Below are 14,204 nucleotides of genomic sequence, written 5' to 3' on the forward strand. Positions count from 1 at the left end.
TACTGGTGAAAAGTCAAAATTACGAAGAATATCCGTTTTAAGGCATTGAAAGATTTATTTCTTCGGAAATGGTATATCGGATTACATTTGTTCTTGATCTGACTACAATCTCTCCAAGGAATCCTGCGAGAAAAAATTGCGTACCTATAATCATTGCTGTAAGTGAAACATAGAATTGAGGGCGTTCAGATAACAATCGCCCAAAAGGGTTAATAAAAAGCTTGTCGATTCCAAGATACAGAGCAAAACCAAAGCCAATTATAAACATAAGTACCCCTAAAGCCCCAAATAAGTGCATTGGTCGCTTACCAAACTTGGATACGAACCAAATTGTTATTAGATCTAACAAACCATTTATAAAGCGTTCTGCCCCAAACTTGGTCTTTCCATATTTGCGGGCCTGATGTTTGACAACTTTTTCACCAATCTGCGTATATCCCGCATTTTTGGCCAAAACCGGAATATAACGATGCATTTCACCCGAGACCTCTATATTTTTAATTACATCTATTCTAAAGGCCTTTAGTCCGCAGTTAAAATCATGTAATTTTACATTGGATGTAACCCTCGCAGCCCAATTAAATAATTTGGAGGGAATATTCTTGGTGATTAGGGAATCGTATCTTTTCTTCTTCCAGCCCGAAACAAGGTCATAACCATTTTGTGTGATAAGGTTGTATAATTCCGGGATTTCTTCGGGATTGTCCTGCAGATCGGCATCCATAGTGATCACTACATTACCCTGAGCTACTTTAAAACCGGCATTGAGTGCCTGGGATTTGCCAAAATTCTTATGAAAGCGAATGCCTTTAACATTAGCATCTTTTTGCGTTAACTGCTCAATAACTTTCCAGGAACCGTCTGTACTGCCATCATCAATAAATATGATTTCATATATAAAATGGTTGGATTGCATGACATCTGCAATCCAACCATGGAGTTCTTTTAAGGACTCTTCTTCGTTAAGTAAAGGAATAACTATTGATAAGTTCATTGAGTTCGAAGGGAAATTCCTTTCAAAAGTACAATTTTTAATAATTAATAATCCGGTTTGGCTTTTTTCAGTATTAATCCACCGATTAGCCCAATAATTAAACCAGCTATGATGTTAAAGATTAGAATGAAAGGATAAGAAATCCAGAAATAATTTATTGTTCCATCATACTGCTGTTGTAATTGTTCGGCAGACATTGTTCCGGCCGCTTCACCAGCAGCTTTTTGATTTTCCGCGATTTTAAGGGCAAAATCCGGATCTATAACATTAGCCATTAAGACAGTGTAAAGAACAGCAATTATTGCAGCGACCAGCGCTATTCCTGCCCCTAATTTTAAAGCTTCTCCCAAAGTGAGGAACCCACCATTGGCTTTTCTAAAACTAATAATACCCCAGATAATTACAGCCACCATTATGACAATACTAATTACCGTATTGCTTGGATCCTGCGAAGTATGGGCATCCATGCTGTAAAGCATAATTCCGAAAATTACGCTTATAGCGCCCAGGATTAATCCGTAATTCAGGGAAAACTTTCCGGTTTTAGGTTGATTTTCTTCCATTTGTAAAAATTTTAGTTGTTTAATTAGTTAGTTGTGCATGTTATATTTTTGTTACAATTAAAGATACATTTTTTAAGTTTTCTTTTTTAGGAAATTAAAATTGTTGTTTCTGAGAAATTTATTTAAATTTGCAGGCTGAAAATTCAGAAGTTTAAAAGAATATAAAATGAAGAAAGGGATACATCCGGATAATTACAGGTTGGTTGCATTTAAGGACATGTCTAATGATGACGTGTTTATCACTAAATCAACAGCAGCTACAAAAGAGACATTAGAAGTAGAAGGAGTGGAATACCCATTGGTAAAATTGGAAATTTCCAGGACATCACATCCTTTTTATACCGGTAAGGCCAAATTAGTGGATACAGCGGGTAGAATTGATAAATTTAAGAGTAAGTATAATAAATTTAAAAAGGAAGCAAAACCCTCTGCACCTGAAGCAAAAGAGGATAAGCCCGGTACTGAAGAGAAGTAAATTTTCAAAAAATTATATATAAAGATGCGCCTCCGATATCTATCGGGGGCGTTATTTTTTTATTTTTATTCAAAATTTAAATAGATGAATTATATTCTCTTTGATGGCGAGGTCAGGAATTCCCTTTTACCATTTACTTTTACCAGACCTGTAGCCGATATAAGAATCGGTATTCTTACTATCAGAGAAAAATGGGAAACCCTTCTTGGTAAATCAACCAGTACGAAGACAGAAGAATATCTTTCCAAAAAATACCCGTTGGTCCATAGCGATGTAAATATTTTAATCAATGCTGCTTTTATTCCAACGAAAGAACTTGTTTCCATAATACGTAATTTACAAAAGGGCGAGGCTGTTTTTAAAGACAATCTGGTAGTTGCTTATCACGCAGAAGATGCGACACAAAAAGTAAACTTTTCAGATTTTAAAAAAATTCATTTTGATGGAGAAGTACTAAGGGTTTGTAATACCTGGGATATTTTTTCAAAAAATGACATTGCAATTCAGCAGGATTTTGACATGATTACCCATGGCAGGAAAAGTGCTCCAATTTCCAGTACCAATCATTTAATAAATCCTGAACAAATTTTTCTGGAGGAAGGTGCAAAGGTTGAATACAGTATTTTAAATGCCACTAAAGGCCCTATATACTTGGGTAAGGATTCCGAGGTAATGGAAGGAAATCTGATAAGGGGAGCATTTGCCTTATGTGAAAAGGCAGTGGTAAAGATGGGGGCAAAAATATATGGACCTACCACAGTTGGACCTTATGGTAAAGTATGCGGCGAAATAAATAACTCTGTAATATTTGGTTATTCCAGTAAAGGACATGATGGTTATTTGGGGAATTCTGTCTTAGGAGAATGGTGTAATATTGGGGCGGATTCAAATAATTCAAATCTGAAAAATAACTATGCCAAAGTCCGCTTATGGAATTATGGCACTGAACGCTTTGAACATACCGGACTTCAATTTTGCGGCCTTATGATGGGTGATCACAGTAAAACCGCGATAAATACAATGTTTAATACCGGCACGGTTATCGGGGTTAATGCAAATATCTATGTTCCGGGATTCCCAAGAAATTTTGTGCCCAGTTTTAGTTGGGGAGGAGCTTCCGGTTTTACAACCTACTTACCAAAGAAGGCTTTTGAAGCTGCGGAGGTTATGATGGCCAGAAGAGGGGTTGTTTTTGACGAACAGGAAGCGGCTATCCTAAACCACGTTTTTGAGTTAACAAAGAAATACCGGAATTATTAAAATAACCGGGGATCGTAAACTCAATGAATATAATATAGAGGTGATTATGAGCCTACAAGTTTTTTAAACCGCTTTACTTCAGTTCATTTGCTCCAAATTTTGATATCTTTGCGGTCCAAAATTTTAAGATCATTCTGTTGTAATGAAGAAAAAAGTGGCGTTTTATACATTGGGCTGTAAGCTAAACTTTTCGGAAACTTCTACTATTGCCAGGAGTTTTGAGCAAAAAGGTTATGATCGTGTGGACTTTACCGATCATGCGCATATGTACGTCATAAATACGTGTTCAGTAACAGAGAATGCCGATAAACGTTTCAAAATACTTGTAAGGCAAGCACTAAAAATAAATCCGGATGCATTTGTTGCGGCCATTGGATGTTATGCCCAATTAAAACCTCAGGACCTTGCAGATGTCGATGGGGTGGATCTTGTTTTAGGGGCTTCGGAAAAATTTAAGATAGCTGATTATGTAAATGATCTAACCAAAAATGATTTTGGCGAAGTTCATTCCTGTGAGATTGAAGAAGCAGATTTTTATGTGAGCAGTTATGCTGTTGGAGATAGAACCCGTGCTTTTTTAAAGGTCCAGGATGGTTGCGATTATAAATGTACCTATTGTACGATTCCTTTAGCGAGAGGTATTTCAAGGAGTGACACGCTGAGTAATGTTTTAAAAAATGCCAGGGAGATCTCTGAAAAAGGGATAAAAGAAATTGTGCTTACCGGGGTTAATATTGGAGATTATGGAAAGGGAGAATTTGGGAATAAAAAACATGAACACACTTTCTTTGACCTTGTTAAAGGATTGGATAGGGTAGAGGGTATACAAAGGCTTCGAATATCTTCAATTGAACCTAATCTTTTAAAAAATGAAACCATAGATTTTGTGGCGGAGAGCAAGACGTTTGTTCCCCATTTTCATATCCCGCTTCAGAGTGGAAGTGATGAATTGCTTAAACTAATGAAAAGGCGTTATCTGACAAATCTCTATGTAGAGAGAATTCATAGAATAAAGGAGGTAATGCCCCATGCATGCATCGGTGTTGATGTCATCGTGGGCTTTCCCGGAGAAACAGATGAACACTTTCTGGAAACCTATAATTTTTTAAATCAGCTGGAGATATCTTATCTACACGTATTTACGTATTCTGAGCGGGATGATACTGAAGCCGCCGAAATGCCGGGTGTAGTACCACAGAATGTCAGGAAGAAACGCAGTAAAATGTTGCGTGGGCTTTCCGTTAAAAAAAGAAGAGCGTTTTATGAAAGCCAACTGGGAAGTAAAAGGATAGTATTGTTTGAAAGTGAGAATAAAGAAGGGTATATCCATGGTTTCACAGAGAATTATGTAAAAGTAAAAACGCCCTGGAATCCTGCATTGGTTAATACTTTACAAGAGGTTACCCTAACCGATATTTGTGAAGATGGTTTGGTAAAGATCAATTTTGTCTTAGATGAAGCCTGGGCATAAAAAAACCTCCTGAGAGGAGGTTTGAACATTTTTCAAATTCGAATACCCACCGGGAGCATTTCTTTATATTGTCTGTTCTTTCGTAAAAAACCTGCAATTTCCGGGCTAGTGGGAACCACTCTTAGTTTTTGTTCCTGAATATGATTTAAAACCGACTTAATAAACTCTTCTTTAAATCCATTTTGAGATATTTCTTCAGGAATTACCAATTTGGTTAAGAAAACTTTCCTTTCTTGCGAAGAATATTCAATCTTAGCAAGATGACCATCAACCTTGGTTTCAAACTGGCGTAAGAAACTGTTATCCTTAATTGCTACTTCATTCATATAGTTTGCTTTATAGTGGTTTCAGATAAAAAAATTACGATCTTGCATTAATCGTAATTGTCTATATTGTTTGCCAATAGTTATAGAGTGAACTGGAGTATTTTTCTAACAATAAGCGTACAAAAGTAACAAAAAAAATGCTAATGACCTAGTAAAATCAAGAGTTTAGATAATATGAATGTCTCTAAAATCCCTGTTTATTTTATGCCGGGAATGGCTGCGAGCTCCGAAATATTTAAAAATATTCGACTGCCTGAGGATCGTTTTGAAATGCATTTATTGGAATGGTTTATACCCGAACGCGGGATTACCTTCGATGCTTATGCAGCAAAGATGTGCAGTTTTATTAAACATAAAAACGCTGTGCTTATAGGCGTTTCTCTTGGAGGTCTTCTTGTACAGGAAATGGCGAAGCATATGGAGGCAGACAAAGTCATTATTATTTCGAGTATCAAACAAAAGTCTGAACTGCCTAAACGTTTACTCTTTGCCAAATACACAAGCATACATAAATTACTACCCACCGGCTTGGTAAATAATGTAGAATTATTAGCTAAGTATGCTTTTGGGGAAATGATTACCAAACGACTGGAATTATATGAAGAATACCTGTCTATCCGCGATAAATACTATCTTGACTGGTGTATTGACAATTTAGTACACTGGAATCAAAGTAGTTATGATTCAAGGATAGTTCATATCCATGGAGAAAAAGATGCGGTTTTCCCTATCCAATATATTGAAAACTGCCATATAGTCCCTAAGGGAACCCATACCATGATCATTCACAGATTTAAATGGTTTAATGAACGATTGCCCACAATTATTTTGGAATAAGGGAGTTCTATTTTATACCTTTGATAGGTCACTAAAAAATATAATATGAGAATTATTAAGAATATCCTGATGATTTTAGGTGTCGTTTTTGTTATTAGCACTTTAATATTTGCCATTCAGCAAGATGATTCTTACGGCGATCAATACGAGGGAGAAATCAAAGAGGTAACGGATAAAAGCGTTTCGGCGGAATACCGGATTTCCGCTATTGATATTCCATCAGATTTAAATTTTGCAAATGAGAAAGTGCCTCAGGAGGATCCGGAAATCATGGAGCGTGTAGATCGGGAGTTTTTAGTGAATACGTATTGGCAATCCAATGCACTATTGTTAATGAAACGCGCACACAAATACTTTCCTGTAATTGAACCCATACTGGCTAAAAATGGTATTCCTGACGACTTCAAATACCTGGCAGTAGCTGAAAGCGGATTACAAAATGTTGTCTCTCATGCCGGTGCAACAGGATTTTGGCAAATTATGAAGGCTACCGGTCGCGAATACGGTCTTGAAGTGAATGCAAATGTCGATGAACGTTATCACCTGGAAAAATCTACGGAAGTTGCTTGCAGATATTTGCAGAAATACAAGGATAAATATGGAAGCTGGACCCTTGCAGCGGCAGCTTACAATGCCGGTCCGGGTTCAATCAATAAGTACATGGGGATACAAAAGGCAAATGATTATTATGATTTGCTTTTAGGTGAGGAAACCGGGCGCTATGTCTTCCGAATACTGGCCATAAAGGAAATTCTTAGTAATCCTGATAAATACGGATTTGATATTAATAATGAAGATCTGTACAATGCGGTACCCACTTTTAGAGTAGAGGTTGATGAACCGGTTCAAAATTTTGCAGATTTTGCTCAGCAATATGAAATCAATTACAAAATACTGAAACGACACAACCCCTGGTTACGGGAACCCCATCTTAATAATGCATCTGGAAAACTGTACACTTTAGACATACCAAATAAAGGGTACTATAAAATGTCCAAGTAAAGGGTATTAGATTTTCTTCATCTGCTGCTGCATCATTTTTATCTGATCAGTGAGCATATTATTCTTATCTAATTTTTTGGCTTCCTGCAGGAGTTTTGTAGCTTCCCTTTTACGCCTTTTTTGCATAGCTATTCCCGCCAGACTAAGCTTGGCCATTGCCACGTCATAGTCCATATTTAAACCCAATTTAAGTGCTTTTCTAAAATACTTTTCAGCCTGAGTAAGATTCTTTTGGGAATATATAATCCCATACAGATAATTGTAATACCCCTGTTGTTTTTGGGTTAGGGCGGACTCAGGGTTCTTTATTCTTTTTAACCATTTTTCAGTTCCTTCCATATCCTGTTTGCGCATTCTAAGGAAGGCAAGTAAAATAAATTCATTCCGGAAATAAAGAAATACAAATATGGATGCCAGTAAAATCAGAAAAATACCGTTTCCAATATTTCCCTCTATGAACTGGTACACCGCATAAGCGATAATAAGAGCAGCAATTACAAGCTTTATATTCTTGTTAAACATAATTAGTTTTCTATTAGTTCGTATATAATGGTTGATTTAATTTTAGTGGGAATCTCCTGATCCCCCATTTGACTCATGGATGTAAATCCTTCAACTAATCCGGTCACGGTCATTTTTCGGGCAAATCCGGTACTAATATCAGTTGCTACTGATGAATCCTGGGTGCCATTAAGTTTCATTGTAGAAGCAGGTTCAACGACTTCCATTACTACTAAGGCATTTCCCTCAATAGCAGCACTGACCTCAGAAATTTCTTTTAGGGTCCAGGTGTTTTGCGCTTGCATTTTTCCTTTGTATTCGTTGTTCCAGCTGTCTCCTACTTTAACGGAAGAATTGGGGTACAGGAATGTAAATTGTTCGTAACTATTTGAAAGCGCTTCAGATCCAAATTCTTTCTCCAGAGACTTTTTCATCATGTTTAGTGAATATTCATCTTTTACCCCAGATGCATTTACCATTTTTGATACCAGACTGTCTCCGCCGTTTACCTCTAAAATATCACCTGTTCTGGCTAAAGTAACTTGCACAGGTACATTCAGCAAACTATTGAATATTTTGGACTGGATGTCGTTTTCTTCATAGTCCTTGGCGCTTACATTAAGTAATTCTCCCTGACTACTTGAAATCATTTTTAAATTCAGGTCTTTAAATAATACATCTAAGTCATAAGTATCTTCGTTTTCCGCGCGCACCCTAAATTCCATAACTCCACCCAGTGTATTGGTGATTTCATGCGTAGTTCCTTCTATTTCCTGAGTAATTAGTTGATTCGCATCTTGTTTAATAATAAAAACGTCTCCTACAGACAGGTTGTATTGCAGTGTTGACTGCCCCAAGACTATCGAATTAAATAATAGGAAAATCACTAAATAAGGTAAGCTTTTCAACTTTTTAGTCAATAAATTTTTAGTTGCGGCAAAAGTACTAAAACTATCCGAAATATTTTTTTAATTCCATTTGCCAAAGCAAAAACTCTTCGTATATTTGCGCGCAGATTTTGCAAAGCCAAAGTAAATAAATCGGTAATGAAAAGAACATATCAGCCATCCAAGCGCAAGAGAAAGAATAAACATGGATTTAGGGAGCGAATGGCTTCTGTAAGTGGACGCAAGGTTCTTGCGAGAAGAAGAGCTAAAGGCAGAAAAAAACTTAGTGTATCTTCAGAGCCGAGACACAAAAAATAATGATTGAATTAAAATCAAATAATGAGGTGTTACTTTTTAAAAGTAGCACCTTTTTTTTGTCCAATAACAATTACGCAGCTAAAAAAATATAGAGATGCCAAAACGCAAGGATTTAAAATCAATACTAATAATTGGTTCCGGACCAATAATAATAGGCCAGGCATGTGAATTCGATTATTCTGGCTCACAGGCTTTACGTTCATTAAGAGAAGACGGTATTGAGACAATATTGATCAATAGTAATCCAGCTACTATTATGACCGATCCTAGTATGGCGGATCATATTTATCTTCTACCCCTTACCACCAAATCTATTGTGCAAATATTGAAGAAGCATCCTGAAATCGATGCAGTTCTTCCAACAATGGGGGGTCAAACAGCGCTAAACCTGTGTATTGAAGCGGGGGACAAGGGTATATGGGCTGACTTCGATATTGAAATCATAGGAGTTGATATAGATGCGATTAATATCACTGAGGATCGTGAGAAATTCCGAGAGTTAATGTTAAAAATAGGGATTGGCATGGCACCCCAGTCCACCGCGACATCTTTTCTTGAGGGGAAAGAGATTGCTCAGGAATTTGGTTTTCCACTGGTTATCAGAGCCTCCTATACACTTGGGGGTGCAGGGGCTTCAATCGTGTATAAACCAGAGGATTTTGATGAACTTTTAAGTAGAGGTCTGGAAATATCACCTATACATGAGGTTATGATAGATAAGGCCCTCATGGGATGGAAGGAGTATGAACTTGAATTGCTGCGGGATAAAAATGATAATGTAGTAATTATTTGTACCATTGAAAATATGGATCCAATGGGGATCCACACAGGTGACTCTATTACAGTGGCTCCTGCTATGACTCTGTCTGACAGTACTTTTCAAAGAATGCGGGACATGGCGATTCACATGATGAGAAGCATTGGTGATTTTGCCGGGGGATGTAATGTACAATTCGCGGTAAGTCCGGACGAAAAGGAAGATATCATAGCCATTGAGATAAATCCAAGGGTGTCCAGGTCTTCAGCGCTGGCTTCCAAAGCCACCGGTTATCCGATTGCCAAAATAGCAGCGAAACTGGCCATTGGATACTCTTTAGATGAGTTAGAAAATCAGATAACCAAATCTACTTCGGCCTTATTTGAACCAACCCTTGATTATGTAATCGTGAAAATTCCAAGATGGAACTTTGACAAATTTGAAGGATCAGACAGAACCCTTGGACTTCAGATGAAATCGGTGGGGGAAGTTATGGGAATTGGTAGGTCTTTTCAGGAAGCATTACATAAAGCTACCCAGTCTCTGGAAATAAAAAGAAATGGCCTTGGAGCTGATGGAAAAGGATATAAGAATTATGATCAGATCATTAGTAAACTTACTATCCCAAGCTGGGACAGGGTTTTTGTGATTTATGATGCCATCCAACTTGGGATTCCACTTAGTAGAATACACGATATTACCAAAATTGATATGTGGTTCTTAAAGCAATATGAAGAATTGCATTTGTTGGAGAAGGAAATTTCTAAATATACTGTTGAAAGCTTACCCCGTGAATTGCTGCTCGAAGGTAAACAAAAAGGTTTTGCAGACAGGCAAATTGCCCATATGCTTGATTGTTATGAAAGTGAAGTTCATAAGAAAAGAATAGCGTTAAAGATTAATCGGGTTTATAAATTGGTAGATACCTGTGCTGCGGAATTTAAAGCGATGACGCCTTATTACTACTCTACTTTTGAAGAAGAAATTGAAACCCCGGAGGGTGATCGGTTTGTATCTAATGACAGTATTGTTACAGATCGAAAAAAAATAGTCGTCCTTGGTTCTGGTCCTAACAGAATTGGTCAGGGGATTGAATTTGATTACTGCTGCGTACACGGCGTTCTTGCATCGGCGGAATGCGGGTACGAAACCATTATGATTAATTGCAACCCTGAAACGGTATCCACAGATTTTGATACGGCAGATAAATTATATTTTGAACCTGTGTTTTGGGAACATATATATGATATAATAAGACATGAAGAACCTGAAGGTGTGATTGTTCAATTAGGAGGACAGACCGCTCTTAAATTAGCAGAAAAGTTAGATAAATATGGGATCAAAATTATTGGTACCAGTTTCGAGTCATTAGATCTTGCCGAGGACAGAGGTAGTTTTTCTAAATTATTAAAGGCCAACGATATACCTTACCCTGAATTTGGCGTAGCTGAAAGCGCAGAAGAAGCTCTGGAATTAGCGGACAAACTCAATTTCCCACTCTTGGTCAGACCTTCATACGTTTTAGGTGGGCAGGGCATGAAAATTGTCATAAACAAAGAAGAATTGGAAGAGCACGTCGTAGATCTGCTAAGAAAAATACCCAATAATAAACTCTTACTGGACCACTATTTAGATGGGGCCATAGAAGCTGAAGCCGATGCTATTTGCGATGGTAAAGAGGTATACATTGTGGGTATTATGGAACACATAGAACCATGTGGTATTCACTCAGGGGATTCAAATGCTACTCTTCCGCCTTTCAATTTGGGAGAATTTGTTATGCAGCAGATTAAGGATCATACAAAAAAAATTGCTCTGGCCCTGAATACTGTGGGTTTAATAAATATTCAGTTTGCTATAAAGGACGATATGGTTTACGTAATTGAGGCTAATCCAAGAGCTTCGCGAACCGTTCCGTTTATCGCCAAAGCTTATGGTGAACCTTACGTTAATTATGCGACCAAGGTAATGCTGGGGGAAAAGAAGATAGGTGATTTTAACTTTAATCCTAAGCTGGAAGGATTTGCTATTAAGCAGCCTGTTTTTTCTTTTAATAAATTCCCGAATGTGAACAAAAACCTGGGACCTGAAATGAAAAGTACAGGAGAGAGCATCTTATTTATAGATAATTTGAAAGATGATGAGTTCTACGAGCTTTATTCTAAACGTAAGATGTATCTCAGTAAATAAACCTTTTTATACCTGTTTATCAATTACCCGGATTAGGGGTTTGTAGTCCTTTTTTGGATGGCATATGCCTTTGAGGGATTGATGGAAATTAGAAGCTTAATGTCATCCTCTGTAAATCCTCCGGACCTCAATAAGGGGATTAGTGTTTTAAAGATTGGTGTATATGGTTTGATGTTTTGCTCTTTTTTAGCCGGGTCATACCAACCGGCGTCATGTGATATTAGAATTTGGTTTAAAAAACCGTTCTTTTTCGCGTAGATTATTTTTTCAACATGTTTTTCAATCTCCCAGCCAAGTCCGTCAAGGCTTATCCAACATCCTGTATTGGCTGCTTTTTGATAGTTTGCCAGTTCATCTTCAGCTTGTGCATGCACCCAGATAAAAGCTTTAGGGGATATGCCATATTCTGAAAGGATGTCTAATTGCTGCCATAGGGCAAGGGCCTTACCCGTGTGTGAAGCAATTGTTAGTCCGCTCTTTAAATGACATAGTGCTGCAGCCTTTACTATTTTCTTGTGCATAGCACTAAGAGAATCTGTATTGTCTACACTTATTTTTATAAAACCCGGTTTAATTGAGGTTTCGTCAATTCCCTCTTTAAATTCAGTCAACCATTGATTGGCCAATTCTTCAGCGGTATGTTTCCGCAATTTTACCGGGATAAACTTATTGTTCTGAGCCCCATAAAGCCCTGTATTCGTTATAATTTTAATGCCGGTACTATCAAAAACCCTTTTTAATAGCTGTATGTCCCGACCCAGGTATTGCGGGGTGGCATCAACAAAATAATTCACATTGAAGCTTCGTAGTTCGCGGAGAAAAGGGAGTACTTGTTTTAATACATCATCTTTGTTCCAGTTGTGATATTTAATGCTATCTGCTCCAACAAAATCTACAAGGATGTGTTCGTGTGACAACCAAATTCCTCCCTGAATCACCGGATGCATTCCCGAAACGTCCTGAATAAACAATCGTTTGTCCTGGGCTATAGCAGAATTGACCATCGCCAGGAATAGAAACAAGCCAAAGGATTTATGTAGTTTGTATTTCATTTCGGAGTCCTATATATATTTACTATTGATGGCTATTAAGCAAACCTCTTATTATCTTCTAATTCCATTCAGTATGGAAAACACCTTCCCTGTCAGTACGCTCATAAGTGTGAGAACCAAAGTAATCTCGTTGGGCCTGTATTAAATTTAAGGGTAGTTTCTCAGAGGTAAAGGCATCAAAATAACTAAGGGAATTAAAAAGTCCTGGCATAGGAATTGCATTTTCCGCTGCATAAATAACGATTTCTCTGGCAGCCCCAACAGATTCTTTTACTTTTGATTCGAAAGCAGGTGACAAAAGGAGATTGTTTAAATCCTTGTCCTTTTCAAATGTCTCGGCAATATCTTCAAGCAGCGCCGCCCGAATAATACATCCTGCCCTCCAGATTTTGGCAATACTTGCCAGGCTAAGCTCGTAGCCATACTCATCAGATGCTGCCTTTAGCTGATGCATTCCTTGCGCATAGGTAATTATGAATGAGAAAAACAAGGCATTTTCGGCTTTTGCTATTAGCTGTTGCTTTGGACTTATATCAATTGAACCATCCTTATATTTCTTTGCTGCCAGGATCCTTTCATTTTTTAGAGCCGAAATCTCCCTCATACTAACCGCAATATCTATGGTAGGTATTGGAATTCCAATATCCATTGCATTTTGAGAGGTCCATTTACCTGTACCTTTTTGCTTTGCTTTATCCAAAATTTTGTCAATTAATTCACCTTCACCAAGGGGGTCTTTTTTTTCAAATATCTTTGCGCTTATTTCCACTAAAAAGGACTGTAAATCCCCTTCGTTCCACGTTTTATATACCTGGTGTAATTCATTATTGGTCAGTCCACCACCTTTTTGCAGAAGAGAATAAAATTCTGAAGTTAATTGCATTAAACCATACTCTATACCATTATGCACCATTTTTACATAATTTCCTGCAGATTTGGGACCCATATAGGCCACACAGGGTTCATTTTTAAACTTGGCAGCTACGGCTTCAAAAATGGGCTGTACTTCCTTGTAAGCAGATCTTGACCCCCCGGGCATAATGCTAGGTCCGTATCTTGCGCCTTTCGCACCACCGGAAACACCTGCACCAAAAAAATAAATTCCTTTTGATTGTAGATAGGCTTCTCTTCTGTCCGTGTCTGTAAAAAATGAATTTCCTCCGTCAATAATGATATCATTTTTAGATAAATGAGGTAGCAAGTTTTCAATTACGGCATCAACAATTTTACCAGCCGGCACCAACAGCATAATTTTACGCGGCAGAGATAGGGCTTCAACAAAGGAACTTATATCAGAAGAAGCATTAACCCTTGACTGATCGCCTCCTTCCTCTATTAACTCACTTACCTTTTCAGGATCGAGATCATAACCAAAAGCTTTAAAGTTCTGATCTGCAACGTTTAAAATAAAATTGCGACCCATAACACCAAGGCCTACCAGTCCAAAATCATATGTAATATTTTCCATAAGTATGGATTTAAATCTTTATTCTACCCAGGAAGGAGACCCTACATTTCTTCCGTATGAGAAGTAAATAAATTCTATCTTAGCCAAAGGCGAGATTCAAAAA

General features: G+C 37.6%; 14 protein-coding genes. 7 read left to right on the top strand and 7 right to left on the bottom strand.

Features of this window, described 5'->3' with window-relative positions; genetic code table 11:
• Positions 1–37 precede the first annotated feature (37 nt).
• Complete coding sequence (locus tag Q0X77_RS01325) at positions 38–994, bottom strand: glycosyltransferase family 2 protein (RefSeq protein ID WP_297792086.1); 957 nt, start codon at positions 992–994, stop codon at positions 38–40.
• 44 nt (positions 995–1,038) lie between these two features.
• Positions 1,039–1,557, bottom strand: a complete 519-nt coding sequence (locus tag Q0X77_RS01330) for a DUF4199 domain-containing protein (protein ID WP_297792088.1) — start codon at positions 1,555–1,557, stop codon at positions 1,039–1,041.
• 166 nt (positions 1,558–1,723) lie between these two features.
• Between Q0X77_RS01330 and Q0X77_RS01335 the strand changes: the two genes are divergently transcribed.
• The 3 genes from Q0X77_RS01335 to mtaB all read left to right on the top strand — a co-directional run bounded on the left by Q0X77_RS01335 (position 1,724) and on the right by mtaB (position 4,763).
• On the top strand, positions 1,724–2,032 hold the full coding sequence (locus Q0X77_RS01335; protein WP_297792090.1) for a type B 50S ribosomal protein L31: 309 nt from the start codon (positions 1,724–1,726) through the stop codon (positions 2,030–2,032).
• An 84-nt stretch (positions 2,033–2,116) separates the two neighbouring features.
• Positions 2,117–3,292: a GlmU family protein gene (locus tag Q0X77_RS01340; RefSeq protein WP_297792092.1), complete on the top strand. Its 1,176-nt coding sequence runs from the start codon at positions 2,117–2,119 to the stop codon at positions 3,290–3,292.
• Positions 3,293–3,434: 142 nt separating this feature from the next.
• Positions 3,435–4,763 carry a tRNA (N(6)-L-threonylcarbamoyladenosine(37)-C(2))-methylthiotransferase MtaB gene (gene mtaB / locus Q0X77_RS01345; RefSeq protein WP_297792094.1) on the top strand — a complete coding sequence of 443 codons (1,329 nt, stop codon included), beginning with the start codon at positions 3,435–3,437 and terminating at the stop codon, positions 4,761–4,763.
• Positions 4,764–4,795: 32 nt separating this feature from the next.
• Here mtaB and Q0X77_RS01350 read toward each other — a convergent pair whose 3' ends face one another.
• A complete protein-coding gene (locus Q0X77_RS01350) occupies positions 4,796–5,089 on the bottom strand; it encodes a GNAT family N-acetyltransferase (protein ID WP_297792096.1) in 294 nt (97 codons plus the stop codon).
• A gap of 174 nt (positions 5,090–5,263) precedes the next feature.
• Here Q0X77_RS01350 and Q0X77_RS01355 point away from each other — a divergent pair, with 174 nt between their 5' ends.
• Positions 5,264–5,926, top strand: coding sequence for an alpha/beta hydrolase (locus Q0X77_RS01355; RefSeq protein ID WP_297792099.1), 663 nt, complete (start codon positions 5,264–5,266; stop codon positions 5,924–5,926).
• A 45-nt stretch (positions 5,927–5,971) separates the two neighbouring features.
• Positions 5,972–6,928, top strand: a complete 957-nt coding sequence (locus Q0X77_RS01360) for a lytic transglycosylase domain-containing protein (protein WP_297792101.1) — start codon at positions 5,972–5,974, stop codon at positions 6,926–6,928.
• Positions 6,929–6,934: 6 nt separating this feature from the next.
• Here Q0X77_RS01360 and Q0X77_RS01365 read toward each other — a convergent pair whose 3' ends face one another.
• Together Q0X77_RS01365 and Q0X77_RS01370 are read right to left on the bottom strand one after the other, a co-directional pair.
• On the bottom strand, positions 6,935–7,450 hold the full coding sequence (locus Q0X77_RS01365) for a DUF2892 domain-containing protein (RefSeq protein WP_297792103.1): 516 nt from the start codon (positions 7,448–7,450) through the stop codon (positions 6,935–6,937).
• Between the two features lie 2 nt (positions 7,451–7,452).
• A complete protein-coding gene (locus Q0X77_RS01370) occupies positions 7,453–8,286 on the bottom strand; it encodes a DUF6263 family protein (protein ID WP_297792105.1) in 834 nt (277 codons plus the stop codon).
• A gap of 189 nt (positions 8,287–8,475) precedes the next feature.
• Here Q0X77_RS01370 and rpmH point away from each other — a divergent pair, with 189 nt between their 5' ends.
• Entirely contained in the window at positions 8,476–8,634 is a 159-nt protein-coding gene (gene rpmH, locus Q0X77_RS01375) for a 50S ribosomal protein L34 (protein ID WP_297792107.1), read from the top strand.
• Positions 8,635–8,728: 94 nt separating this feature from the next.
• Positions 8,729–11,581, top strand: coding sequence for a carbamoyl-phosphate synthase large subunit (gene carB, locus Q0X77_RS01380; RefSeq protein WP_297792109.1), 2,853 nt, complete (start codon positions 8,729–8,731; stop codon positions 11,579–11,581).
• Between the two features lie 32 nt (positions 11,582–11,613).
• On the opposite strand, the gene Q0X77_RS01385 is transcribed toward carB, so the two are convergent.
• Positions 11,614–12,633, bottom strand: a complete 1,020-nt coding sequence (locus Q0X77_RS01385) for a phosphotriesterase (RefSeq protein WP_297792111.1) — start codon at positions 12,631–12,633, stop codon at positions 11,614–11,616.
• Between the two features lie 58 nt (positions 12,634–12,691).
• Entirely contained in the window at positions 12,692–14,101 is a 1,410-nt protein-coding gene (gene gndA, locus Q0X77_RS01390; protein WP_297792113.1) for an NADP-dependent phosphogluconate dehydrogenase, read from the bottom strand.
• Positions 14,102–14,204 lie beyond the last annotated feature (103 nt).

It is taken from the genome of uncultured Eudoraea sp. (assembly GCF_947258925.1).
Taxonomy (GTDB): domain Bacteria; phylum Bacteroidota; class Bacteroidia; order Flavobacteriales; family Flavobacteriaceae; genus Eudoraea.

Bases quoted from the DNA above. Each gene is read 5' to 3' on its own strand.
- Q0X77_RS01325 (WP_297792086.1), bottom strand. From the start codon at position 994: ATGAACTTATCAATAGTTATTCCTTTACTTAACGAAGAAGAGTCCTTA.
- Q0X77_RS01330 (WP_297792088.1), bottom strand. From the start codon at position 1,557: ATGGAAGAAAATCAACCTAAAACCGGAAAGTTTTCCCTGAATTACGGA.
- Q0X77_RS01335 (WP_297792090.1), top strand. From the start codon at position 1,724: ATGAAGAAAGGGATACATCCGGATAATTACAGGTTGGTTGCATTTAAG.
- Q0X77_RS01340 (WP_297792092.1), top strand. From the start codon at position 2,117: ATGAATTATATTCTCTTTGATGGCGAGGTCAGGAATTCCCTTTTACCA.
- mtaB (WP_297792094.1), top strand. From the start codon at position 3,435: ATGAAGAAAAAAGTGGCGTTTTATACATTGGGCTGTAAGCTAAACTTT.
- Q0X77_RS01350 (WP_297792096.1), bottom strand. From the start codon at position 5,089: ATGAATGAAGTAGCAATTAAGGATAACAGTTTCTTACGCCAGTTTGAA.
- Q0X77_RS01355 (WP_297792099.1), top strand. From the start codon at position 5,264: ATGAATGTCTCTAAAATCCCTGTTTATTTTATGCCGGGAATGGCTGCG.
- Q0X77_RS01360 (WP_297792101.1), top strand. From the start codon at position 5,972: ATGAGAATTATTAAGAATATCCTGATGATTTTAGGTGTCGTTTTTGTT.
- Q0X77_RS01365 (WP_297792103.1), bottom strand. From the start codon at position 7,450: ATGTTTAACAAGAATATAAAGCTTGTAATTGCTGCTCTTATTATCGCT.
- rpmH (WP_297792107.1), top strand. From the start codon at position 8,476: ATGAAAAGAACATATCAGCCATCCAAGCGCAAGAGAAAGAATAAACAT.
- carB (WP_297792109.1), top strand. From the start codon at position 8,729: ATGCCAAAACGCAAGGATTTAAAATCAATACTAATAATTGGTTCCGGA.
- Q0X77_RS01385 (WP_297792111.1), bottom strand. From the start codon at position 12,633: ATGAAATACAAACTACATAAATCCTTTGGCTTGTTTCTATTCCTGGCG.
- gndA (WP_297792113.1), bottom strand. From the start codon at position 14,101: ATGGAAAATATTACATATGATTTTGGACTGGTAGGCCTTGGTGTTATG.